The sequence below is a fragment of the Pseudomonas fluorescens genome, assembly GCF_030344995.1.
GTDB lineage: Bacteria > Pseudomonadota > Gammaproteobacteria > Pseudomonadales > Pseudomonadaceae > Aquipseudomonas > Aquipseudomonas fluorescens_BF.
This window is the reverse complement of the sequence record NZ_CP128260.1, coordinates 3241327-3265812: the sequence shown is the minus strand read 5'-3', so window position 1 is coordinate 3265812 and position 24486 is coordinate 3241327. Positions and strand designations below refer to the sequence as shown.

General features: G+C 61.9%; 18 protein-coding genes. 12 read left to right on the top strand and 6 right to left on the bottom strand.

The genetic code is table 11. The features are described 5' to 3' along the window. The first annotated feature begins 1 nt into the window (after position 1). From QR290_RS14640 to QR290_RS14605, 8 genes are all read left to right on the top strand, one after another. Complete coding sequence (locus QR290_RS14640; protein WP_289202891.1) at positions 2-1000, top strand: acyl-CoA dehydrogenase family protein; 999 nt, start codon at positions 2-4, stop codon at positions 998-1000. Beyond that, on the top strand, positions 997-1755 hold the full coding sequence (locus QR290_RS14635; protein ID WP_115077818.1) for a PIG-L deacetylase family protein: 759 nt from the start codon (positions 997-999) through the stop codon (positions 1753-1755). The genes QR290_RS14640 and QR290_RS14635 overlap by 4 nt, the downstream gene beginning before the upstream one ends. Before the next feature lie 10 nt (positions 1756-1765). Continuing rightward, the gene (locus tag QR290_RS14630; RefSeq protein ID WP_289202890.1) at positions 1766-2365 is read left to right on the top strand and encodes an SAM-dependent methyltransferase; all 600 of its coding nucleotides are present in this window, start codon (positions 1766-1768) and stop codon (positions 2363-2365) included. After that, positions 2362-3021 carry a glycosyltransferase gene (locus tag QR290_RS14625; protein ID WP_289202889.1) on the top strand — a complete coding sequence of 220 codons (660 nt, stop codon included), beginning with the start codon at positions 2362-2364 and terminating at the stop codon, positions 3019-3021. The genes QR290_RS14630 and QR290_RS14625 overlap by 4 nt, the downstream gene beginning before the upstream one ends. 181 nt (positions 3022-3202) lie before the next feature. Next, positions 3203-3964: a PIG-L deacetylase family protein gene (locus QR290_RS14620; protein ID WP_115077815.1), complete on the top strand. Its 762-nt coding sequence runs from the start codon at positions 3203-3205 to the stop codon at positions 3962-3964. Between the two features lie 91 nt (positions 3965-4055). Next, positions 4056-4853: an endonuclease/exonuclease/phosphatase family protein gene (locus QR290_RS14615; RefSeq protein ID WP_115079946.1), complete on the top strand. Its 798-nt coding sequence runs from the start codon at positions 4056-4058 to the stop codon at positions 4851-4853. A 127-nt stretch (positions 4854-4980) separates the two neighbouring features. Further along, positions 4981-7569 carry an autotransporter outer membrane beta-barrel domain-containing protein gene (locus QR290_RS14610; RefSeq protein ID WP_289202888.1) on the top strand — a complete coding sequence of 863 codons (2589 nt, stop codon included), beginning with the start codon at positions 4981-4983 and terminating at the stop codon, positions 7567-7569. Positions 7570-7893: 324 nt separating this feature from the next. Next, on the top strand, positions 7894-8964 hold the full coding sequence (locus QR290_RS14605; protein WP_115077813.1) for an autotransporter outer membrane beta-barrel domain-containing protein: 1071 nt from the start codon (positions 7894-7896) through the stop codon (positions 8962-8964). A 67-nt stretch (positions 8965-9031) separates the two neighbouring features. Here QR290_RS14605 and glgB read toward each other — a convergent pair whose 3' ends face one another. The 3 genes from glgB to QR290_RS14590 all read right to left on the bottom strand — a co-directional run bounded on the left by glgB (position 9032) and on the right by QR290_RS14590 (position 16692). Continuing rightward, on the bottom strand, positions 9032-11272 hold the full coding sequence (gene glgB / locus QR290_RS14600) for a 1,4-alpha-glucan branching protein GlgB (RefSeq protein WP_289202887.1): 2241 nt from the start codon (positions 11270-11272) through the stop codon (positions 9032-9034). 2 nt (positions 11273-11274) lie between these two features. Continuing rightward, positions 11275-14616 (bottom strand): maltose alpha-D-glucosyltransferase, encoded by a 3342-nt coding sequence (gene treS, locus QR290_RS14595; protein WP_289202886.1) that lies wholly within the window; start codon positions 14614-14616, stop codon positions 11275-11277. An 81-nt stretch (positions 14617-14697) separates the two neighbouring features. After that, on the bottom strand, positions 14698-16692 hold the full coding sequence (locus tag QR290_RS14590; RefSeq protein ID WP_115077810.1) for an alpha-1,4-glucan--maltose-1-phosphate maltosyltransferase: 1995 nt from the start codon (positions 16690-16692) through the stop codon (positions 14698-14700). A 218-nt stretch (positions 16693-16910) separates the two neighbouring features. On the opposite strand from QR290_RS14590, the gene QR290_RS14585 reads away from it, so the two are divergent. Then, positions 16911-17069 carry a hypothetical protein gene (locus tag QR290_RS14585; protein ID WP_007952133.1) on the top strand — a complete coding sequence of 53 codons (159 nt, stop codon included), beginning with the start codon at positions 16911-16913 and terminating at the stop codon, positions 17067-17069. On the opposite strand, the gene QR290_RS14580 is transcribed toward QR290_RS14585, so the two are convergent. Continuing rightward, on the bottom strand, positions 17070-17576 hold the full coding sequence (locus QR290_RS14580; protein ID WP_262192505.1) for an MgtC/SapB family protein: 507 nt from the start codon (positions 17574-17576) through the stop codon (positions 17070-17072). It lies immediately after the preceding gene. A gap of 122 nt (positions 17577-17698) precedes the next feature. On the opposite strand from QR290_RS14580, the gene QR290_RS14575 reads away from it, so the two are divergent. The 3 genes from QR290_RS14575 to mapR all read left to right on the top strand — a co-directional run bounded on the left by QR290_RS14575 (position 17699) and on the right by mapR (position 21271). Beyond that, positions 17699-17947: a DUF3203 family protein gene (locus QR290_RS14575; RefSeq protein ID WP_115077808.1), complete on the top strand. Its 249-nt coding sequence runs from the start codon at positions 17699-17701 to the stop codon at positions 17945-17947. A 195-nt stretch (positions 17948-18142) separates the two neighbouring features. Next, positions 18143-19573: a cytochrome c oxidase accessory protein CcoG gene (gene ccoG, locus QR290_RS14570; protein ID WP_289202885.1), complete on the top strand. Its 1431-nt coding sequence runs from the start codon at positions 18143-18145 to the stop codon at positions 19571-19573. Between the two features lie 288 nt (positions 19574-19861). Then, positions 19862-21271 carry a GntR family transcriptional regulator MpaR gene (mapR, locus tag QR290_RS14565; protein WP_289202884.1) on the top strand — a complete coding sequence of 470 codons (1410 nt, stop codon included), beginning with the start codon at positions 19862-19864 and terminating at the stop codon, positions 21269-21271. A 123-nt stretch (positions 21272-21394) separates the two neighbouring features. On the opposite strand, the gene QR290_RS14560 is transcribed toward mapR, so the two are convergent. Both QR290_RS14560 and QR290_RS14555 read right to left on the bottom strand, forming a co-directional pair. Next, positions 21395-22141, bottom strand: a complete 747-nt coding sequence (locus QR290_RS14560; protein ID WP_115077805.1) for an SDR family oxidoreductase — start codon at positions 22139-22141, stop codon at positions 21395-21397. 85 nt (positions 22142-22226) lie between these two features. Next, on the bottom strand, positions 22227-24308 hold the full coding sequence (locus tag QR290_RS14555; RefSeq protein WP_289202883.1) for a putative bifunctional diguanylate cyclase/phosphodiesterase: 2082 nt from the start codon (positions 24306-24308) through the stop codon (positions 22227-22229). Positions 24309-24486 lie beyond the last annotated feature (178 nt).

Sequence of the window (24486 nt, the reverse complement as noted above, 5' to 3'; positions counted from 1 at the left end):
CATGGACTTGCCCGGCTATCTCTCACGGCACACCCCGGATTACCGCGACACGGCTGCCCTCGGCACGTGTCTGCGGGAAATGGCCGAAGCCGGCCTCGACCATCTGCCATTGCCCGGCAGCGGTCGTACGCTGGAGCGCTGGCAACGGTTGTCCGAGGTCGGCGGGCATGACCTGGGGTTGTGCAAACTCTACGAAGGCCATACCGATGCGTTGGCGATCATCGAGCAGCTCGGTGGCTCGCCGACGCCCGGCAGCACGTGGGGCATGTGGGCGGCCGAACCACCGCAGGCGCGGGTTCGGGTCAGCCGTTCGGCGCAACTGGTGCGGTTGAATGGACGCAAGGCGTGGTGCTCCGGGGCGGCAGTGCTCAGTCACGCGCTGCTCACGGCGTGGGATGAGGACGATCGTCAGCAGCTGGTGGCCGTGGCTCTCGATCAACCGGGTGTGACCGTGACCGATCAGGGCTGGCAAGCGGTCGGCATGGCGGCCACCGGCAGCGTCGAGGTGCTGTTCGATGATGTCGAGGCGCAGGCAATTGGCGAACCTGGCGACTATCTGCAACGTCCGGGTTTCTGGCATGGCGGGATCGGGATCGCCGCGTGCTGGTACGGCGCCGCAAGGGAGCTCGGCGAACGCTTGCGCCAACAATGTGCGCGACGTGAAGAGCCCCATGCGCTGGCCAGTCTAGGCGCCGTCGACAGTGCCTTGCACGGCGCAGCTCAAGCGCTGCGCGTCAGCGCTCTGGACATCGACAGCAACCCCCACGCCAACGCCGAGTTGCTGGCCCGCCGCGTGCGCGCCGTGGTCGAGGACGCCGCCGAGCAAGTCATCCGCGAGACCGGTCGGGCCCTCGGCGCCGGGCCGTTCTGCAAGGATCCGCACTTTGCCCGTCTGGCAGCCGACTTGCCGGTGTATCTGCGCCAGAGCCACGCCGAACGTGATCTGGCGGCATTGGGCCAACTGATCGCTCAGCAACCGCGCGAGGGTTGGGCCCTATGAAGCGCAATCCGATCGTCGGCGAGGGAACCTCCCTGCACGAATGGCAGGGCTCACGTCATCTGGCGGCGGTGGACAGCATTGATGTTCTTGATCTGGTACCGCCGGGATCGCGGGCGGTGGTGATCGCGCCGCATCCGGATGATGAAGTGCTCGGTTGCGGCGGACTGTTGCAACGACTCGCAGCAGCGGGCCGCACTCTGCAATTGATTTCAGTCACCGATGGCAGCGCCAGTCATCCGGGCTCGGACCGCTGGCCGGTGGAGCGCCTGAGCGTGGTGCGCCCGCAGGAGTCCGCCGAGGCCCTGCGCCGTCTCGGCCTGCCCATGCACCAGTTGCAGTGGCTGCGCGGCGGCTTCCCCGACACCCAGGTTGCCGCGCGCGAATCGATGCTGTGCGAATACCTGACCCGCTACCTGCATCCCGACGACGTGATCTTCACCACCTGGCGCGAAGACGGCCACAGCGACCACGAAGCCGTCGGCCGCGCCAGCGTCGAGGCGGCACGCCGTGTGGGTGCGATCTGCCACGAACTGCCGGTCTGGACCTGGCACTGGGCAACCCCGGAAGACGCCATCGTACCGTGGGAGCGGGCGCGCAAAATTTTGCTCAGCCCTGCGCAGGTCGCGCGCAAGCGTCATGCGGTGCATGCGTTCGCCAGCCAGCTGGAAGGCGATCCTGAAGCCGGACTCGCTCCGGTGCTCGCGCCCTACGTCATCGATCGATTGCTGCAACCATTCGAGCTGATCTTCCTATGAGTGTGTTTCTATGAGTGTCGAGGATCGCTACTTCGAAGGCCTGTTCAGAGGCAATAACGACCCGTGGGGATTTCGCCAGCGCTGGTACGAACAACGCAAACGCCAGGTGACCCTGGCGGCCCTGCCCCGTCCGCACTACCGGGCCATCTTCGAACCGGGGTGCGCCAACGGTGAACTGAGTGCGGCGCTGGCCGAACGTTGCGATCGTTTGTTGTGCTGTGACACCAGCGCCGCCGCAGCCAACCTGGCGCGTACCCGGTTGAGCCTGTTCGACCATGCCGAGGTGCGGCACGGGCGCTTGCCGAGCGACTGGCCTGAGGAAAAATTCGACCTGATTGTATTTAGCGAAATCGGCTACTACCTCGACCGGCAGGATCTGACAGAAGTCATCCGGCGCATCAGCGATTCATTGACGGCGGACGGGCAATTGCTGGCCTGTCACTGGCGCCCGCCGATCGAAGGTTGCCCGCTCAATGCGCGACAGGTTCACGACCTGATTCACGAACAGTTGCACTTGCCGCGACTGGCCCTGCATCAGGAAGCGGATTTTCTGCTGGAAGTCTGGAGCCGTGAACCCCGTTCGGTGGCCGCGCTGGAGGGGTTGCGATGATTGGCATCCTGATTCCCGCGCACAACGAAGAGGAATGGCTCGATGACTGCTTGCGCGCCGCGCTAAGGGCCGCCGGAAACTCCTTGCTGGCCGGTGAGCCGGTGGAAATTCTCGTCGTGCTCGACAGTTGCACCGATCGTTCGGCACACATCGTCAGCCAGTACCCGGTGCAAGCTTTGAGCATCGAAGCGCGCAATGTTGGCCAGGCGCGGGCCATCGGTGCGCAACAACTGCTTGAGCGCGGAGCGCGGTGGATTTCCTGCTCGGACGCCGACAGCCGCGTTGCCGAAGACTGGCTGGTGGCGCAACTGGGGCTGGGCACCGATGCCGTGTGCGGCACGGTCACCGTTGACCGCTGGCAGGACGGATTCGATGAAGCCGCGCAGATTCGCTATCACCGCGATTACCGGGCCTGCGATGGCCACCGGCACATCCATGGCGCCAATCTGGGGGTCAGCGCGCAAGCTTATGTCCGCGCCGGCGGCTTCGAGCCGCTGTCCTGTGATGAGGACGTGCAGCTGGTGCGTCAACTCGAGCGTTCCGGGGCCAGCATCGCCTGGAGCCATCGTCCGCAAGTCATCACCAGTGCCCGTCTGGACAGTCGCGCACGCGGCGGTTTTGGCGACTATCTGCGACAGTTGGCACAGACTGAATAAAAAAAAGCGGATCAGGTTGATCTGTGACGCGACGAACCGCCCGTCTTGAGCAATACTCTGCTGCGCAGCAATCCAGGGTTCGGAGCGCTGCAGGGCTATCCACCAGCCTTCACGGGTCGCACACGCCTGGAGACCGGCGCTTGTACGACTGAGGGCGAGACTCAACAAGGACGTATCACTCATGAAATCGTTATCCCTCAGCGAGAGCGGCCTGCCGGCGCAGATCTGGAACAGCGCCCCGCAGCTCGACAACATTCCCGTCATCAATACTCACACTCTGGTGCCACCCGGCGTCCGCGCCGTGGTCATCGCCCCGCACCCCGGCGATGAAGTGGTGACCTGCGGCGGCCTGCTGCAACTGCTGTCCAGCCTCGGGCATCCCTTGCAACTGCTGTCGATCACCGATGGCAGCGCCAGCCATCCGGGCTCGCGCCAGTGGTCGGAAAAACGCCTGAGCGTGTTCCGCCCGCAAGAAAGCGTCGAAGCCCTGCGCCGCCTGGGTTTGCCGATGCACAGCCTGAAATGGGTACGCGGCGGTTTCACCGACAACGCCCTGCTCGACCAGGAAACCCAACTGACCGAATTCATTGCCCGCTACCTGCGCCCCGGCGACGTGGTCTTCAGCACCTGGTGCCAGGACGGCACCGCCGATCATGAAGTGGTCGGCCGGGCCAGCGCCAAAGCGGCAAGACAGATCGGCGCCACCTTTCACGACGTGCCGGTCTGGGCCTGGCACTGGCCGGAGCGGGACCAGGCCCAGATACCGTGGCATCGCGCACGCAAGCTTCGCCTCGATACCTGGACCGTAGCGCGCAAGAGCCACGCCACCCATGCCTACGCCAGTCAGCTCAATGGCGAACCGGCGATCGGCATCGCGCCGCTGCTGCCCAAGTCGATTCTGGAGCGCATGCGCCTGCCTTATGAAATCGTCTTCGTCGACTGACGATCCGTCGGGCGCGGGCAGCCACTCAAAGTGAACTGCCCGCGCCCGGATCAGTCGCATGAACAGGCAGTCATGATTCAGAGGAGTGAACGTGTCCAGCGATCCCAAGCGTCATGCCGTCGACGCACAGACCTCGACCCCGTCCGCCATCCATCGCCTGCGGGTGCTGACGGTCAATACGCACAAGGGTTTCACCGCGCTCAATCGACGTTTCATCCTTCCGGAACTGCGTGAAGCGGTACGCAGCACCTCGGCCGATCTGGTGTTTCTGCAGGAAGTGGTGGGCGAACACGAGCGGCATTCCAGCCGCTACAACGAGTGGCCGCAGACCTCGCAGTACGAATTTCTCGCCGACAGCATGTGGAGCGACTTTGCCTACGGTCGCAATGCGGTGTATCCCGATGGCCATCACGGCAACGCCCTGCTGTCGAAATACCCGATTCGCGAATACCGCAACCTCGACGTCTCGATCACCGGCCCGGAACGGCGCGGGCTGCTGCATTGCGTCCTGGATGTGCCGGGGCATGCCGAAGTGCATGCCATCTGTGTGCACCTGAGTTTGCTCGAAAGCCATCGGCAATTGCAGTTGCAGCTGCTCTGCCAGTTGCTCGAATCCCTGCCCGACGATGCCCCGGTGATCATCGCCGGCGACTTCAACGACTGGCAGTTGCAGGGCAACCTCGCCCTCGCCCGCCGCGACTACCTGCACGAAGCCTTCGAACGCCATCACGGCCGCCCGGCCAAGACCTACCCCGCGCGTTTCCCGTTGTTGCGACTGGACCGGGTTTACCTGCGCAATGCCAGCAGTCACGACCCGCAGATCCTGGGCAACAAACCGTGGACGCACCTCTCGGATCATTTGCCGCTGGCGGTTGAAGTGCATATTTAGGGCGTATACGCCATTTGCCTGCCGATTCACCCGCTTCCCCTGTCAGTTCTGACAGTAGGCAGCTCATCCTTCCCTTGCTAGGTTGAAACCGTTGCGCCGCACGCCGGCGCCAATGCGTGGTGACCTTATGAACGCCTCCGGCAACTTCCCTGCCCGCCATCATTTGCTGGCCTTTTCAATCTGGTTGTTGCTGGACTCCCCGGAATCGGCGCTGGCCCAATGCGCCTTCAGCCCGACACCGGGTAACGATCAATACACCTGTGACAGTCCTGGCAGCGCGCCTCTTTCCGATCTGTCGGGCAACAACAGCTTGAGTTTTCCCGCCAATGGCACCGGCAATATTCCCGGCAACGTCACGTTCGGCGCCGGGGCTGATCGCGTCCTCATGCAGTCCGGGACAATCGCGGGCAATCTCGATATGGGCAACGGCGCCAACGTGCTGCAGATCGACGGCGGCGTTATCGCAGGTGAGGTTCACCAGCGCAACGGTGTCGACACTTTCATCATGCACGCAGGCACTATCGGCTCACTGGCACAAGGCGATGGCTTCGACAGTTTTCAAATGACCGGTGGCACTATCACCGGGGCCTTCGAGGACGGCGACTTTGCGCAAATGAGCGGGGGCACGATCGGACGCGTCGACATGAAGCTTGATGAAAACGTCTTCGAATTGTCCGGGGGGCGGATCATCAATAATCTGGTGACAGGTTTCGACGATGACACGATTCGAATCTCCGGCGGGCTGATAGGCGGCAATCTGAGTGTCAGTGGAGGCAATGACGCTATCACGATCACTGGCGGTGAAATTGTCGGTGAAATTCGCGCCAGTACCGGCGAAGACCGTTTGCTGTGGGATGGCGGCGGCATTGTCCGATCGGCGATTCTCATGGGTGGCGGCAATGACAACGCCACGCTGCGCAACCTTGATGACAGCGTGCTGGCACTGACGCCGAATGTTGATGGCGGTGCAGGCAACGATGTGCTGACGTTCGACAATACTCGCACTGCGTTGCCGGCGCGTTTCAGCAATTGGGAAACGCTGAATCTGAATAATGCCTCGCAACTGGACCTGGGCTCGGGCGCCTTGTTGCTCGGCGACACCGTCAGCGGCACCGGCGCGCTGAACGTGGACGCCAGCAGCAGCGTGTTTTCCACCCAGGGCGCGGTGTCGCCCGCCGTGGCCGGGCAATCGGTGACGTTCAACAACGCCGGCATCATCGACCTGACCCGCAACAACAGCCGCACCGCTGACACGCTGACGATCAACGGCAACTACATCGGCAATCGCGGGCAATTGTTATTGCAAAGCGTACTCGGCGGCGACGGCGCCCCCAGTGACAAACTGGTGGTCAATAACGGCAGCCTGAGCGGCGCGACCACCATCACCGTGAGCAATCTCGGCGGGCCGGGCGGGCTGACGCTGGAAAACGGCATTCAACTGGTGCAGGCCCAAGGCACCACCGTGAGCAACAATTCCGCATTTGTCCTCAACGGCCCGATTTCGGCGGGGGCCTATGACTACTACCTGTTCAAGGGCGGTGTCACCGCCGGCACCGAAAACAGCTGGTATTTGCGCTCGGCTGTGGTCGCACCTCAGGTGGTGAGCGTGCCCAATCCCGACCCGACACTGCCGCCGATTCTGGTGCCGGTAGTGCCTGTGCCGGTGGCCGCCGCGATCATCCCGGCATCCGGGCAACCGGATCTGTCATTGGCCGTTCAACCGATACTTCCCGTCGCCGTGGCAGGTGAGGCGCCGATTCCGATCTATCGTCCGGAAGTCCCCACCTGGTCGGTTCTGCCGCCCGCTGCCGCCCAATTGACCCTCAGCGCACTCGGTACTTTCCACGACCGTCAGGGCGAACAAGGTCTGTTAAGCGAAACGGGGGCTTTCAGCGCCGGTTGGGGCCGGGTCTACGGCAAGAACCTCGACCAGACCTGGGCCGGCACCGTCTCGCCACGCCTGGACGGTTCACTCAACGGGTTTCAGGTCGGCAACGATTTGTACAGTTCGCAGACCTCGGGCGGTCAGACCCGACGCCTCGGCCTGTTCGTCGGCCATAGCCGGATCAGGGGTGATGTGGACGGCTTCAACGAAGACTTCGAGCACAACAGCGCGGGCAAGATCAAACTGGAGGGCGACAGTTATGGCCTGTACTGGACGCTGACCGATCCGCACGGCGGGTATATCGACACGGTGGTGATGGGCACGCGTTTCGACGGCGACAGCCGCTCCGACCGTGGGCTGAAACTGGATAATCGCGGCCACGCCCTGACGCTCTCCGCAGAAACCGGTTACCCGTTCGCGCTGAACGACACTTGGGTGATCGAGCCGCAAGCGCAGATCATCCACCAGAAGATCTCGCTCGACAGCCAGGACGACGGCATCTCGCGGGTATCGTTCGATTCCGACAGTTCCTGGACCGGTCGTCTCGGTGCCCGGCTCAAAGGGCGTTATCAGCTCAACGGACTACCGTTGGAGCCGTACCTTCGGGCCAATCTGTGGCACACGTTTTCCGGCACCGATTCGGTGACGTTCGACGGCACCACGACCATCGACAGTGAACAGAAATCGTCGACGGCGGATGTCGGTCTCGGTGTCGTACTGACCCTCGACCGCGCCGTGAGTATCTACGCCAGCACCGACTACAGCAGCAATATTGACAGTAACGACCTGCGTGGCCTGGCCGCAAATCTGGGTATCCGCATCAGTTGGTAAGCCGATAGCAGGCTAAGCAAGCGCTCTGTTTCGCGGCTCAAGGCGTGTTTTCCCCTGCAAACAACAACTTAGATATGTGCAGAAAAACAAACGCTTGCGATCTCTAATTTAGCCATACCACTCATCGTCCATTTTCTTGACGCAGGGTCTCCGGTCTTCTTAGCTCTACCTTACTACCCCCGGAAACACTACTCGGGGCGAGCCTTCAGACACACGTTAAAAACGGGTGACTGCGGGTTCGCCACGCTCCATTCGGTCGCCCCTCGTGCGGGGTAGGAGAGACGCCAAGGCGAGATACCACATGCGCTAGCAAGGTAGAACTCCATGAAAACCTCACTCACCTCACAAGAGATCAAAGTCACGCTTTGCACTGTTTCAAGTTCTATCTTGCTGTGCTCGTCCATGGAGGCGCAGGCGGGTCCTGCGGCGGACGAGGCCACGCCCTGGTATCGCCAGGACATTCCCGTCATGACCCTCCCCGCCACGGTCGTGACCCCGGGCCCGCAACGCCTGAGCCCGCAACCGGATCTGCGCGGTACCAACCTGATCACTGAAGACCTCGCCCCCTCGGCCTGGGATCAACTCTACGGACAGGCGTCCCGCCAGGCGCAAACCGATGTCCTCAGCCCGGGCTTCGCCACGCCCGGCACCGGTGACTTCAAAGGCCCCGCCGTGCTGACCCTGAAAAGCAGCAGCGGCCACACCCAGCAGGTCGGTCTGATCGGCGGGATCAATCAGATCCAGGCCAATGGCAACGGCCTGATCACCAGCCGCGCCCTCGCCGACCCGACCACCGACACCCTCAACCTGCAAGGCCAGAGCCTCGGTGCCTACTACAGTCTGATCGGCCCGCAGGGCTGGCACGTCGATCTGTCGGCCAGTGGCGGCCGGGTCAGCGGGTTCAGCCGAAACGAGCAAGGCGCACGCCTGGCCACCGAAGGCAGCGCGATGACGCTGTCGGTGGAAGGCGGATTCCCGATCGGCCTCAGTGAAAACTGGGTAGTTGAACCGCAGGCGCAACTGATCAACCAGCGCATAACCCTGGACACGCCCTATGCAGGCTCGGGCAACGCGTCTTCCAGTGACATTTCGTCATGGAGCGGCCGGGTCGGTGCGCGTTTGAAAGGCAGCTACGATCTGAACGGTCTGCCCGTCGAACCCTACGTGCGCACGAACTTGTGGCACACGGTGTACACCGGCAACACGGTGACGCTGGATCAGGTGGATAAGATCAGCAGCAGCCGCAAGTCCTCGACCGTGGAAGTCGGCCTGGGGCTGGTGGCGAAAATGACGCCGACGGTGAGCCTGTACGTCAGCGCCGATTACAGCAGCGACGTGGACGACAACGATCTGAACGGGTTGATTGGCAGCCTGGGGATCCGGATGCGGTGGTGAAGATGAGCCTCAGATGATCGTTCCCACGCTCTGCGTGGGAACGATCAGTATTGCGCGTGGGGTCGAGTTACGCGCTCGGGCCCTCGGGTTTGAGGATCAACACCGCCAGCGGCGGCAGGTTCAGTTCCAGCGACAACGCCTGCCCATGGCTCGCAACCTCTTCAGTGAACGCCCCGCCGCCGTTGCCATAATTGGAACCGGCATACGTGTCGGCGTCACTGTTGAGCAATTCCTTCCAGCGCCCGGCAAACGGCACGCCCACGCGGTACGACTGACGCGGCACCGGGGTGAAGTTGGCCACCACCAGCACTGGCGTGCCGTCCTTGCTCCAGCGCAACCACGCGTAAACGCTGTTGATCGCATCGTCACCGATCAACCATTGGAAGCCTTGCGGCGCATCGTCCTGCTCGTGCAGCGCCGGCTCTTCGCGGTAGAGCCGGTTGAGATCGCCGACCAGTTTCTGCACGCCTTTGTGTTCCGAATACTGCAGCAAATACCAGTCCAACTGCTGGTCGTGATTCCACTCGCGCCACTGGCCGAACTCGCAGCCCATGAACAGCAGCTTCTTGCCCGGATGGGTCCACATGAAACTCAGATAAGCCCGCAGGTTGGCGAATTTCTGCCAGCGGTCGCCGGGCATCTTGTCGATCAGCGAATGCTTGCCGTGCACCACTTCGTCGTGGGAAATCGGCAGGATGAAACGCTCGGACCAGGCGTAGACCAGACCGAAACTCAACTCGTTGTGGTGATGGGCGCGGTACACCGGATCCTGCTGGATGTAATGCAGCGAATCGTGCATCCAGCCCATGTTCCATTTGTAGGCGAAACCGAGCCCACCCTGCTGGGTGCTCTGGCTGACGCCCGGCCACGCCGTGGATTCCTCGGCGATCACCAGCGCGCCCGGCGCTTCCAGTGCCACCACATCGTTCAGATGACGAAGGAAGTCGATGGCTTCCAGGTTTTCGCGACCGCCATGACGATTGGGCACCCACTCCCCAGCCTTGCGCGAATAGTCGCGATAGAGCATCGACGCCACCGCATCGACCCGCAGCCCGTCGACGTGGAAATGTTTCAACCAGTGCAACGCCGAGGCGAGCATGTAACCGTGCACTTCGGTGCGGCCGAGGTTGTAGATCAGCGTGTCCCAATCCTGATGGAAGCCTTCCAGCGGATTGCCATATTCGTATAGCGCGGTGCCGTCGAACTGCGCCAGACCGTGGGTATCGGTCGGAAAATGCGCCGGCACCCAGTCGAGAATCACCCCGATATCGGCCTGATGGCAGGCGTTGACGAACGCCGCGAACTCGTCCGGCGTGCCATAACGCGCACTCGGGGCGAACTGCGACAGCAACTGGTAACCCCAGGAACCACCGAACGGGTGCTCCATGATCGGCATCAGTTCGATGTGGGTGAAGCCCAGTTCCTTCACATAGGGAATCAGCCGCTCGGCGAGCTCCGGCCAGGTGTACTGACGCGCCACTTCGCCGAGATCGTCGAGTTCGCATTGCCAGGAACCGGCGTGCAATTCATAGATCGACAGCGGCGCATTGTGCTGCTGGCGCTCGCGGCGGCCAGTCATCCAGTCCTGATCCTGCCAATCGATCTGCAACGGCGAAGCGACTTTCGACGCAGTGTCCGGCGGCAGGCTGGTGGCCAGCGCCATCGGGTCGGCCTTGAGCGGCAGGATGCCGTGGGCACCGAGGATTTCGTACTTGTACAACTCGCCCGCTTGCAGGCGCGGAATGAACAATTCCCACACCCCGGATGGATGCCGCAGGCGCATCGGATGCCGGCGCCCGTCCCAGACGTTGAAGTCGCCGACCACCGACACCCGCCGGGCATTCGGTGCCCACACGGCAAAGCGCACGCCGTCGACGCCATCGACGGTTTTCAGCTGCGCGCCGAGGCAACTGCTGAGGTCGCGATGGTTGCCTTCGGCGAACAGATACAAATCCATTTCACCGAGCAACTGGCCAAAGCTGTAGGGATCTTCCGCGACCTGCTCACCACCGGCCCAACGGGTACGCAACAGGTACGGCCGCGCGTCCTCGAAATGGCCGACGAACAGCCCCGGTGTTTCGGTAGCCTCCAGCGGGCCGCGCTCTTCGCCACTGTTTTTGTCCAGTATTGAAACGCTTAACGCGCCGGGCAGATACGCCCGGATGAACTGCCCGCCGGCGCCATCGCCGTGGGGGCCGAGAATGGAAAACGGGTCGTGGTGTTCCGCGCGCACCAGGGCATCGATGTCCTTGGCCCTGGGCAGCAATCGTTCGTTAACGTGACCCTGTTCCTTGTTCGAGAAACTCATGACTACTCTCCACCAAGATCGGAAAAGGGTTTGAGCCCCGTCAATAACCCATACAGACCGTGCAGCGGCACGGGCAGCCAGGTGGGGCGATTTTCGGCTTCATAGGCCACTTCGTAGGCCGCTTTCTCCAGACCGAACAACGCCAGTGCGGCGTTGGCACCTTCAGGATCTTGCCAGGCATGATCAAGACTAGCTGCCGCTTGGCGATATGCCTGGAGAAATGCTTCCCGGGCTTCACGCAGGTAACGCTCCGTGACCCGCCGACGCGCGGCTTCGGCCTCGGGGCTGTTGTCGACGTTGTGCACATTCAAGGCCATGGCCGCGGCATAGTCGAAGGAACGCAGCACCCCGCTGACGTCCTTGTACGGACTGTGTTTGCCTCGGCGTTCGGCCAGTGGCCGCGCCGGTTCGCCCTCGAAGTCGATCAGATAGGCGTCGCCCTTGATCACCAGCACTTGCCCCAAATGCAGATCGCCGTGCACACGAATGCGCAAGCCGCCGGCGGATTGCTTCGCCAGTTCCTGCACGTGGGCCAGGATGGTTTTCTTGTGGTCGAGCAAGCGAGCAACAAGCTTCTGATCCGCCCCGTCGAGTTCGCCCTGATGCTGCTTGAGCAGCTTCAGCGCATGCTCGACTTGCGCGCCGACATCCTTGCCGGTCGCCTGCGCATCCTTGGCCGAACTGACTTGCGGCGCAAAGTCCTGGTTGTCGCTCGGCGCTGCCAGCACCTGATGCATTTCCCCCAGACGCTGGCCGAGCATGCCGGCAAAATCTTTCAGCTCACCCAAGGCGTTGTAGTGCTGCGCCTGTTCGGACACGGCGTCGGCCAGTTCGTCGCGCAGCGCCCGTTCGAGGTTGTTCTGCGTCCACTCCCAGGCGTCACCCTGATTACTCAGATAGCCCTGCGCAATCATCAGCAGGTTGTCTTCGCCCTTCCCGTCGCGACGAATCACCGAACCGAGCAGCGGAGAGATATTGGCGAAACCGGCAGCGGTCAGGTAAGCGCTCATCTCCAGTTCCGGGTGTACGCCGGACGCGACTTTGCGGATCAGCTTGAGTACCAGACTGTTGCCGATCACCACCGAACTGTTGGATTGCTCGGCCGACAGATAGCGCACTTCGGATTCCGCACCGAGCCCCAATTTCTCCAGTTGCGGTGTTGCCTCGAAACGGATTTCGCCCTCACTGGATTCCAGCACCGTGCCGCTCTGCATGCCTTGCAGCACTGCACGAATAAAGGCTTCAAGACTGAAGGCGTCGGTAATCAGCCCGACCTGACGCACCCGGCGCACTCGCGCCAAAGCCAGTTGCTGCGGCAACGCCGGCCCGACCTGATCTTCCGAAATGAAGCCGAACGGCAGTTGATAGCGACTGGTCTGCCCGCCGCTCTGCACTTCGATTTCGCTGAGCAACACCGGATGCTGTGCGTCGCCGAAGCGCACGCCGTAGGCCAGTTTCACCTGGTCGATGGCAGCGTCCTTGCCGGCGAACCAGCGGCGGTTCTGCAGCCAGTTCGGCAGGATCGCCTGTTCAAGGGTGGCGCGGGACGGTGCTTCGAGCAGTTCTTCCATGCGCTTTTTCAGCACCAGCGTGGTGAAGTCCGGCAGGCTCTGCGCAGGCTCGACGTGCCAGCTCGGCATCTGGTTTTCCGCCGCCAGGCCGAACCAGTAGAAGCCGTAAGGCGGCAGGGTCAGCAGGAAACTCAACTGGCCGATGGGTGGGAACGCGTTACCGCCGAGCATTTCCACCGGCACCATGCCGACGTAGGCGGACAAGTCCAGTTCCACCGCTTGCGCGCTGCGCGACACGTTGGCCACACAGAGGATGATTTCATGCTTGCCGTCCGGCCCGGTGTATTCGCGGGTGTAGGCCAGAACGCGTCGATTGGCCGGCGAGAGCATTTTCAGCGTGCCGCGACCGAACGCCTTGGATTGCTTGCGCACGGTCAGCAGACGCCGGGTCCAGTTCAATAACGAATGCGGATCGCCGGACTGGGTTTCGACGTTCACCGACTGATAACCGTATTGCGGGTCCATGATCGGCGGCAGCACCAGACTTGCCGGATCGGCGCGGGAAAATCCGCCGTTGCGGTCGATCGACCATTGCATCGGGGTGCGCACGCCGTCACGGTCGCCGAGATAGATGTTGTCGCCCATGCCGATTTCATCGCCGTAATACAGGGTCGGCGTGCCGGGCATCGACAGCAACAGGCTGTTGAGCAGCTCGATGCGGCGGCGGTCACGCTCCATCAACGGTGCCAGACGCCGACGGATGCCGAGGTTGATCCGCGCGCGACGGTCGGCGGCGTAGTAGTTCCAGAGGTAGTCGCGTTCCTTGTCGGTGACCATCTCCAGCGTCAGTTCATCGTGGTTGCGCAGGAAGATCGCCCATTGGCAATTGGCCGGGATCTCCGGGGTCTGGCGCAGGATGTCGGTGATCGGGAAGCGATCTTCCTGGGCCAGCGCCATGTACATGCGCGGCATCAGCGGGAAGTGGAACGCCATGTGGCATTCATCGCCATTCACGCCCTCGGCATCGGTATCACCGAAGTACAGCTGGGTGTCTTCCGGCCATTGATTGGCCTCGGCCAGCAGCATTCGGTCCGGGTAATTGGCGTCGATCTCGGCGCGGATCTGCTTGAGGACGTCGTGGGTTTCCGGGAGGTTTTCGTTGTTGGTGCCGTCACGTTCGATCAGGTACGGAATCGCATCCAGACGCAGGCCGTCGATGCCCATGTCCAGCCAGTAGCGCATCACCGACAGCACGGCTTTCATGACCTGCGGGTTGTCGAAATTGAGGTCCGGCTGATGCGAGTAGAAACGGTGCCAGAAGTACTGGCCGGCCACCGGGTCCCAGGTCCAGTTGGACTTTTCGGTATCGAGGAAAATGATCCGGGTGCCGTCGTATTTCTGGTCGTCATCCGACCACACATAAAAGTCGCGGGCCGCCGAGCCGGGCTTGGCCTTGCGCGCGCGCTGGAACCACGGGTGCTGATCGGAGGTGTGATTGATGACCAGCTCGGTGATGACCCGCAGGCCACGCTTGTGCGCTTCGGCAATGAACCGCTTGGCATCGGCCATCGTCCCGTAATCGCTGTGCACGCCTCGATATTCGGCGATGTCGTAACCGTCGTCACGGCGTGGCGACGGGTAGAACGGCAACAGCCAGATGGTGTTGACGCCGAGTTCGGCGATGTAATCGAGTTTGGCGATCAGGCCGGGAAAGTCGCCGATCCCGTCATTGTTGGAGTCGAAAAAGGATTTGACGTGAACCTGATAAATAACCGCGTCCTTGTACCAGAGCGGATCCTTGATGAAAGTGGCTGACTTGGGTTTCTTCGCCATGTGAAACTCCTGTTCAATTCTATAAACACGGTGAGCCGATCACTTGGCTCGCAAACGATGAGCAACCTGGGGGATCTGTGTTCAGGCGGTGATCCGCCAGATTCCAAAAGGCTGGTAAGCCGGGTCGATCCGCATGAACTGGTACTTGCCGTGCCAGTCCCAGCGATGGCCGTTCATCAGGTCTTCGCCGTGGGTGGTGGCATCGTCCGGCAGGCCCATTTCCCACAGCGGCAGCTCGAAATTCGCTTCCTGAACGTTATGCGGATCGAGGCTGACGGCCACCAGAATGAAGTTGCTGCCGTCCGCGCTGCGCTTGCCGAAATACAGAATGTTGTCGTTCCAGGCGTTGTAGATCTTCAGGCCCAGATGACTGTGCAGCGCCGGGTTCTGGCGGCGGATGCGGTTGAGCTGGGCGATCTCGGCAATGATGTTGCCGGGCTGATTGAAGTCGCGGACGCGGATCTCGTACTTCTCGGAATCGAGGTATTCCTCCTTGCCCGGCACCGGCGCCGATTCACACAGTTCAAACCCCGAATACATGCCCCACAGGCCCGACCCCATGGTCGCCAGCGCCGCGCGGATGAGAAACCCGGGGCGTCCCGATTCATGCAGGAACGCCGGGTTGATGTCCGGGGTGTTGACGAAGAAATTCGGCCGGTAGCACTCGCGCCACGGCGATTCATTGAGTTCGCTGAAGTAGGTCGCCAGTTCGGCCTTGGTGTTGCGCCAGGTGAAATAGGTGTAGCTCTGGGTGTAACCGACCTTGCCCAGCCGCGCCATCATCGCCGGGGTGGTGAACGCTTCGGCGAGGAAGATCACTTCCGGGTACAGCGTGCGCACATCGGCGATCAGCCATTGCCAGAACGGCAGCGGTTTGGTGTGCGGGTTGTCGACGCGAAAGATCTTCACGCCCTCCTGCACCCAGCCGACCACGATGTCGCGCAACTCGACCCACAGGCTCGGAATCGCTTCCGGCGCATAGAAGTCGACGTTGACGATGTCCTGGTATTTCTTCGGTGGGTTTTCCGCGTATTTGATCGTGCCGTCCGGCCGCCAGTTGAACCAGCCCGGATGCTGCTTGAGCCACGGGTGATCCTGGGAACACTGGATCGCGAAATCGAGGGCGATTTCCAGACCATGGTCAGCGGCGGCAGCCACCAGCCGACGGAAATCTTCGCGGGTGCCGAGCTGCGAGTGAATCGCTTCGTGGCCGCCCTCCTCGCTGCCGATCGCATACGGGCTACCGGGATCGTCCGGGCCGGCGGTCAGGGAATTGTTGCGGCCCTTGCGATGACTGCGGCCAATCGGGTGAATCGGCGTGAAGTACAACACGTCGAAACCCATGTCCTGAATCATCGGCAGGCGCGAGTGCACATCATTGAAGGTGCCGTGGCGGGCGGGATCGTCGGTGATCGAGCGCGGAAACAGTTCATACCAACTGGCGAATTCCGCCAGCTGGCGCTCGACGTCTACCGGAAATTCCGGGCTGAGGCTCAGGTAGGCGCGATGATCGGCCTCGGCCATCAGTTGCGCACTGCGCGAGTGCAGAAACAACGCGACCTGCTCGGTTTCGAGCAGGCCGGACAATTCGTGGTGCAGGCCGGCCAGTTGCTCGCTGAGCTGACCTTCGCTGCGCTCGGCGGCTTGCTGCACCATGGTGCGCCCCTCTTGCAGCTCGAGGCTGACCGGGACGGCGGCGGTGTGTTTCTTCTCCAGTTCGTACTGAAAACTGGCGAACTGGTCGATCCACGCTTCGATCAGGAACAGATAACGGCCCATGCGCTGCGGCTGAAACACACCGCGCCAGCCATTGTTGCCTTGATCGCTCATGACTTCGGTCTGCCAAGTCTCGTCGCCCTCTTCGCGCCAGCGGATGCGCACTGCGAGTTTGTCGTGACCGTCGGCGAACACCTTGCTGGTGACCACGATCTCGCGACCGGCAATCGCCTTGACGGCGAACTGTCCGCCGTCGAGGGTCGGTGCGGTGTTTTCAATGACGATGCGCGGCAGCAACAGAGCCTGCGACAGCGGCATGTGCGGGTTGTAGCTCAGTTCGGAGGGTTTTTCAGCAGTCATTGAGCATCTCTCCTTAACGCCCCAAGGACGCTCGTTTGCCTGTTTGGCGGTCACGGCCGGGCCTGCGCCCGGTGATGAACTCTCTCAGGTTCCGAGCGGCCGTCGCCGGGAAAAGTTCACAGGGATTTGCCCCGCCACAAAATCGGATCGATTTCGCAGTGAAGTGGTCAATCCACTTAAGCACTTCCCACGCCAAGTGCCACACGGAGGTTCACCCGATGACTATTCCGATTCCGGCCGAAACACCTGATCCGAACATCGACAAACCGGTCCTGCCCGAGACCGAACCGCAACCGATCCCCGAACAGGAACCGCCGGGCACCACGCCACCGCCCAAAGAAGAACCGCCGACTACCATGCCGCCGGTGATTGTCTGATCAACGAGGATCGTCATTATCTTTTTCAAAGATTTTCACGATCCTCGGCATCACGCTGAAAATCCCCAACGCCAGCAACGTACTGAGCACCGCCGTCGCTTCGCGGCCCAGACCGGCCGCGACGCCGATGGCAGCCGTCATCCATAAACCGGCGGCGGTGGTCAGGCCCTTCACATGACCTTCATCACCTTCGTGGTTCTTGAGGATGGTACCGGCGCCGAGAAAACCGATCCCGGCAATCACCCCTTGCACCACCCGGCTCATCGCGTCGGCCTGGGAACCGGACAACTGCGGCACCAGCACAAACAAGGCCGCGCCGAGGGCCACCAGCATGTGCGTTCGCACCCCGGCGGCCTTGCCCTTGTGTTCGCGCTCGAACCCGAGAATCCCGCCCAATATCGCGGCCATCAGCAGGCGCACGGTGATCCGCGTCAGCTGCGATGCATCGCCGATGTCGGCGAATTCCGCTTGCAGGGTTTCCCACACTTCATGCCACCAGGCGTTCATCGTGCAGTCCTTGTGAAGGGGCGATAAAGGGTGGACAGCGCCGACCATTAATCGGTTGCGTAGAACGATCGGCGCAGCGCAAGCCCTAACGGTTCAGATCCCCTGTGAAAAAGGACAACCCCATGCCTCTTCGTATCGATGAAAGTAATCCGGAATCGAAAGTGTGTTTTTTCACCGTGGAAAATGGTGAAGAGATTCGGATCTGCGACACGCTGGAAGTCAGGACAGATAGCGAAAAGTCCATGTCGTTCGTCGAAGTGGAAGGACGGCGCATCTACGTTACCGAAGCCGAAGCTGATGCATTGACCGTCGCAGGCGCCAGGGATGGACGCAAACACCTGAAGGCCGACGACAGTGATTCGGTGATTTGACTGACCTCGGTCAACAACCGGCGCAGACGTCTGGGATAGGCGTCTGCGCCTTGGCCTGCGGGCTGCTTCAAGTTGTCGCAGGCGTGGCTGCAAAAGTCATCTGATACGCTTTTTATTGAAATACCTGAGTCTGTTATGCAAACAGATCGGCGCTCATAGTTCACCGGCCTGATGGAGGCTGATGAGCGAACGACCATGAGCGAACGAATCCCCGTCCGAACCGTAGAAGCATCTCCCCAGATAAAAAAAGTACCGGCGCGCCCAATGAAGGCGAAACACGCCACCAGCGACAACCAGATCTTCACCCGCAGCTTCACCGGCCTGTTCCGCACCTTGCGCATGAGTGGCGCGGGGTTTCTGTTCCTGTTGTTCTTCGGCACGGTGTGGCTGAACTGGGGCGGGCGTCAGGCAGTGCTGTGGGATCTTTCCGAAAGCAAGTTCCACATCTTTGGCGCGACCTTCTGGCCGCAGGATTTCATTCTGCTGTCGGCACTGCTGATCATCGCCGCGTTCGGCCTGTTCGCCATTACCGTGTTCGCCGGCCGGGTCTGGTGTGGCTACACCTGCCCGCAGAGTTCGTGGACGTGGATCTTCATGTGGTGCGAGAAGATCACCGAAGGCGAACGCAACCAGCGGATCAAGCTGCAAGCGGCGCCCTGGAGCCTGAACAAACTGGCACGGCGTGCGGCCAAGCACACACTTTGGCTGGCGATCAGCGTGCTGACCGGTCTGACTTTCGTTGGCTATTTCACCCCGATCCGCCCACTGGCCGAAGAACTGCTGACCTTGCAGATCGGCGGTGTCAGCCTGTTCTGGGTGCTGTTCTTCACCGCCGCCACCTACATCAATGCCGGCTGGCTGCGTGAAGCGGTGTGCATGCACATGTGCCCATATGCGCGGTTCCAGAGCGTGATGTTTGACAAGGACACGCTGGCAATTTCCTACGACGTGGCCCGTGGCGAAAACCGTGGCCCGCGCAAACGCGAGGTGAAACCGGCCGAAGCCGGCCTCGGCGATTGCATCGACTGCCAGCTGTGCGTGCAGGTCTGCCCGACCGGCATCGACATCCGCGACGGCCTGCAAATGGAATGCATCGGCTGCGCGGCGTGCATCGATGCCTGCGATTCGATCATGGACAAGATGAATTACGCCCGTGGCCTGATTCGCTATACCTCCGAACGTGAGTTGCAGGGCGGCAAGACGCATCTGCTGCGTCCGAGATTGATTGGCTACGTCGCGGTGCTGGTGGTGATGATCGGTGCCCTCGCCCTCGCGTTGGTCGAACGGCCGATGGTGTCGCTGGACGTGACCAAGGACCGTGGCCTGTTCCGCGAGAACGGTCAGGGCCAGATCGAAAACATCTACACCCTCAAGGTCATCAACAAGACCCAGCAGCGTCAGGACTACAACCTGAGCCTGGTGGACGGCGACGGCTTCCAGTTGCAAGGCAAGACCGAACTGAGCCTGGCGCCGGGTGAGATTGTCGATGTGCCGGTGTCGGTGGCGATGACCACGGAACGTGCGGCCAGCAGTTCGCAGACCTTGAGTTTCAAGATTGCCGACAGCGATGAGCCTGAGATTTATAGCGTGGCGAAGAGCCGGTTTGTTGCGCCGATGAATCGGTGAGGCTTTAAGATGGCGGCGGTTTCGGGGGTGGTGGTGTGTCAGTGCGATTGGCCCTCACCCCAGCCCTCCCGAAACGTCGGACCGCCCAGAGGGAGAGGGAGCAGACCGAAGTACCTGGCGCTATACGTCGACCTGAAATATCGAGTCGATTATGGATTCACAGCAGAACGATCAGGTCGATGTAACTCTGAAGCATCCCCCGATCGGTTCCCTCTCCCTCCGGGAGAGGGCTAGGGTGAGGGGCTTTTCCCTGACACTCTACACATTCACCCAGCACCAAGGCCCCCGATGAAACGCTACGAAAAATTCGCCGACGACATCGCTGAACTGATCCGCTCCGGCGTCCTCGGCCCTGGTCAGCGGGTGCCGTCGGTGCGCTACGCAAGCCAGACCTACGGCGTCAGCCCGTCCACGGTGTTCCAGGCCTACTACCTGCTGGAACGCCGAGGCCTGATCCGCGCCCGCCCCCGCTCCGGCTACTTCGTCAACACCCACGCCCCGAGCCCGTTCTCGGAGCCGGTGATCAGCAGCCAGGTCAATGAGTCCACCAAGGTCGACGTCAGCGAACTGGTGTTCTCGGTACTCGAGTCGATCAAGGACCCGAACACCGTGCCGTTCGGCTCGGCGTTCCCCAGCCCGACGCTGTTCCCGCTGCAACGCCTGTCCCGCTCGCTGGCCAGCGCCGCACGAGAAATGGACCCGCGCATGGTGGTCACCGACATGTCGCCGGGCAATCCGCAACTACGCCGGCAGATCGCCCTGCGCTACATGGTCGGCGGCCTGATGCTGCCGATGGAAGAATTGCTGATCACCAACGGCGCCCTCGAAGCGCTGAACCTGTGCCTGCAAGCCGTGACCGAGCCCGGCGATCTGGTGGCCATCGAAGCGCCGGCGTTCTACGCCAGCCTGCAAGTGCTCGAGCGGCTGAAACTCAAAGCCGTGGAAATCCCCGTGCACCCGCGTGACGGCATCGACCTCGGCGTACTCGCCCAGACACTCGAGCGGCACCCGATCAAGGCCTGCTGGTGCATGACCAGTTTCCAGAACCCGATGGGCGCAACCATGCCCGAGGCCAAGAAACAGGAACTGGTAGAACTGCTGAAACAGCATCAGGTGCCGCTGATCGAAGACGATGTCTACGCCGAACTCTATTACGGCCAGCAGGCACCGAAACCGGCCAAAGCCTTCGACACCGAAGGTCTGGTGATGCATTGCGGCTCGTTCGCCAAGAGCCTGGCCCCCGGTTACCGCATCGGCTGGGTCGCCGCCGGCCGCTACGCGCAAAAGATCGAACGACTGAAACTGATGACCTCACTGTGCGCCTCGATGCCCGCGCAAGCGGCTATCGCCGACTACCTGCAACACGGCGGCTACGACCGCCACCTGCGCAAACTGCGCTACGCCCTGGAAGAACAGCAAAGCGCAATGCTCGCGGCCATCGCCCGTTACTTCCCGGCGCAGACGCGCGTGAGCCAACCGGCGGGCGGCTACTTCCTGTGGCTGGAACTGCCACCGCAGATGGATTCGTTGAAGTTGTTTCAGATGGCGCTGGCGCAGGGGATCAGCATTGCGCCGGGGCCGATATTTTCGCCGACTCAGCGATTCAGGAACTGCATCCGGTTGAACTACGGCAGCCCGTGGACCGAGGATGCGGAGAAGGCGATGGAGACGTTGGGGCGGATTGTGCGGTCTTTTTGAGGGATAGATGTTGCGTGATCGATAGCAATCGCCAGCAGGCTGGCTCCCACATTTGGAATGCATTTTCCTGTGGGAGCCAGCCTGCTGGCGATCAGATCGGCCGCTGCACTAGAAGGATCGGGCTTAGCGCCCACCACCGAGATCGACAAAGGTCCCCGTCGCATACGAAGCCTTGTCCGACAACAGCCACACAATCGCCTCCGCCACCTCATCCGGTCGCCCACCCCGGGCCATCGGAATTGCCGACTCCAGCTTGCTGACCCGATCCGGATCGCCGCTCAGCGCGTGGAAATCGGTGTAGATGTAGCCCGGACGCACCGCATTCACCCGAATCCCCTCGCCCGCCACTTCCTTGGACAGGCCGATGGTGAACGTATCCAGCGCGCCTTTGGACGCTGCGTAATCGACGTATTCGTTAGGCGAGCCCAGCCGCGCGGCGACCGAAGAGACGTTGACGATGCTGCCGCCCTGCCCGCCGTGTTTGGGCGACATGCGCAGGATCGCGTGCTTGGCACAGAGAATCGGCGCCAGCACGTTGGTTTTCATGATTTTGAGGATGCGGAATTCGGACATTTCGTCGACCCGCGACTTGTGCCCCACGGTGCCGGCGTTGTTCACCAGGGCAGTGACCCGGCCCAGTTCGCTGTCGACCCGGTTGAACAGCGCGACCACCTCATCTTCGATACTGACATCGGCGCGCACGGCGATGGCCGTGGCACCGCGTTCACGCACCTGATCGAGCACGTGGTGGGCCGCCTGTTCGTCCGTCTGGTAATTGATGCAGATCCGATAGCCTTGCTCGGCAGCCAACAACGCAGTGGCGGCGCCGATTCCACGACCGCCGCCAGTGATCACAATGACTTTATCCATGCTGGCCTTTCCCCCGATGCACACGTAACAGTCGGGGCAAGAATAACCGTCATTGCAGGGTTTTGCATGACCTGCGATTAGCGGCTCAGCTCACCGCCAATTGTTTGCCGCGCACGATGTCCTGCAGGAAGCGATCCGCCGGCATCGGGTGACCGAGCAGATAACCTTGCAGCGAATCGCAGCCCAGTTGCGTGAGGAAATCCTGCTGCACGCCAGTCTCCACGCCTTCGGCCACAATGCGCAGACCCAGCGCCTGACCGAGGGCGACGATCGCCGAGACGATGGCCGCGTCATCGCTGTCGTGCTCCAGATCGCGGACGAAACCGCGATCGATCTTCAGCTCGTTGGCCGGCAAACGCTTGAGGTACATCAGGCTCGAATAACCGGTGCCGAAGTCGTCGATGGACAGGTCGACGCCCATGTCGGACAGTTCCTGCAACACTGTCATGCTCGCGTCGGCGTCGCTCATGGCAGTGGTTTCGGTGATTTCCAGGGTCAGGCTGTTGGCCGGCAAATGGTGCGTGGCCAGGGCCTTGGCCACGCTGCGCACCAGCCCGGCGTGACAGAACTGCAACGCCGACAGGTTCACCGCGATCCGCCAGTCGGTGTAGCCCAGCACGTACCACTCGCGCATCTGCCGGCAGGCTTCGTTGAGCACCCACTCGCCAATCGGAATGATCAGCCCGGTCTTCTCCGCCAGATCGATGAACTTGTCCGGCATCAGCATGCCGTGGGTCGGGTGCTCCCAGCGCAACAGCGCCTCGGCACCGACCGGACGACCGTCGGCCGCATGGAATTTGGGTTGGTAATGCAGGCTGAACTCGCCGTGTTCCAGTGCCGCGCGCAAATCCTGCAGCAGTTGCAGTTGCTTGCGCGCGTTGCTGTTCATCGAGGCGTCGAAGAAGCTGTAGCCGTTCTTGCCGCCGCCCTTGGCGTGATACATCGCGGCGTCAGCGTTCATCAACAGTTCCTGGGCGTTCTGGCCGTTACCCGGATACAGAGCGATGCCGACGCTGGCGGAAATCTGCAGATCATGTTCGGCGACCCGGAACGACTGCGCGATCAAGCCGACCTGACGGGCCGCCAGCCCCAGTGCATCGTTGGGCTCGGTCAGACGCACCAGCAGGACAAATTCATCGCCGCCGATCCGCGCCAGCGTGTCGAGACTGCGCAAGTCTTCACGCAGACGCACCGCCACTTCGCGCAGCAGCTGGTCGCCCATGTGGTGGCCAAAAGCGTCGTTGACCGGTTTGAAGCCGTCCAGATCGATGAACATCAACGCAAAACAGCCGCCCTGCTCGTTGACCTTTTTCATCGCCTGATTGATCCGGTCGTCCAGCAGCATGCGGTTGGGCAGGCCGGTCAGGGTGTCGTGCAAGGCCAGTTGGGTCAGCTCGCGATTGGCCACGGTCAACGAATGGGCCAGATCAGCGGTGCGGGCTTCGAGGCGGGCGTCGAGAATCGAGGTCAGCAGCGCGATGGACAGCACCGCCAGCGTGGTGATCAACACCAGATTATCGAGGCCGTTGCCGTTCAGGCCGCTGCTTGCCGCGCCGCAGAAACTGCCGTCGGGAAACCGCGCCGCCGCCATGCCGGTGTAATGCATGCCGACAATCGCCACGCCCATGACAATCGCCGCCCCGGCACGAAACAGCCGCACGTAGGGTGAATGCTGACGCAATCTGAAGGCGATCCACAGCGCCGCAGCCGACGCGCCGACCGCGATCAGCAACGAGGCGCCGAACAGCGTCGGATCGTAGTCGATGCCCGGTTGCATGCGCATCGCGGCCATGCCGGTGTAATGCATGGCGCTGATGCCGGCGCCCATGATCAGCGCGCCAAAGGCCAGTTGCCAGACCGGCAGTTTCGGCTGACTGACCAGCCATAAGGCAAAACCGCAGGACAGCACGGCTATCAGCAATGAAAGCGCCGTGATCGAAATGTCGTAACCGAGGCTGATCGGCAGCTTGAACGCCAGCATGCCGATGAAGTGCATCGACCAGACGCCGATGCCCATGGCAAACGCCCCGCCGGCCGTCCATAAATGCACGGCGCGGCCCTTGGCGGTGGCAATGCGCCCGGTGAGATCGAGCGCGGTGTAGGAAGCGAGGATCGCCACACACAGCGAAATGAAAACCAGCGTGAAGGAATAGCTACCGATGAGCATGAGAATTCTCGTGACCACCCCGCCGTACTGCGTCCGTTCTCGGCGGGGCCAAATGCGCCGATTGTACTGATTGCGTAAAAGAATTCACTGACAAAGTAATCAAATGGCCATCAACCCGATGAAACGCTTGTTTGATCGTCTGACAAGGCTCTAGCCCGGTGGCCCGGACAATGATCGT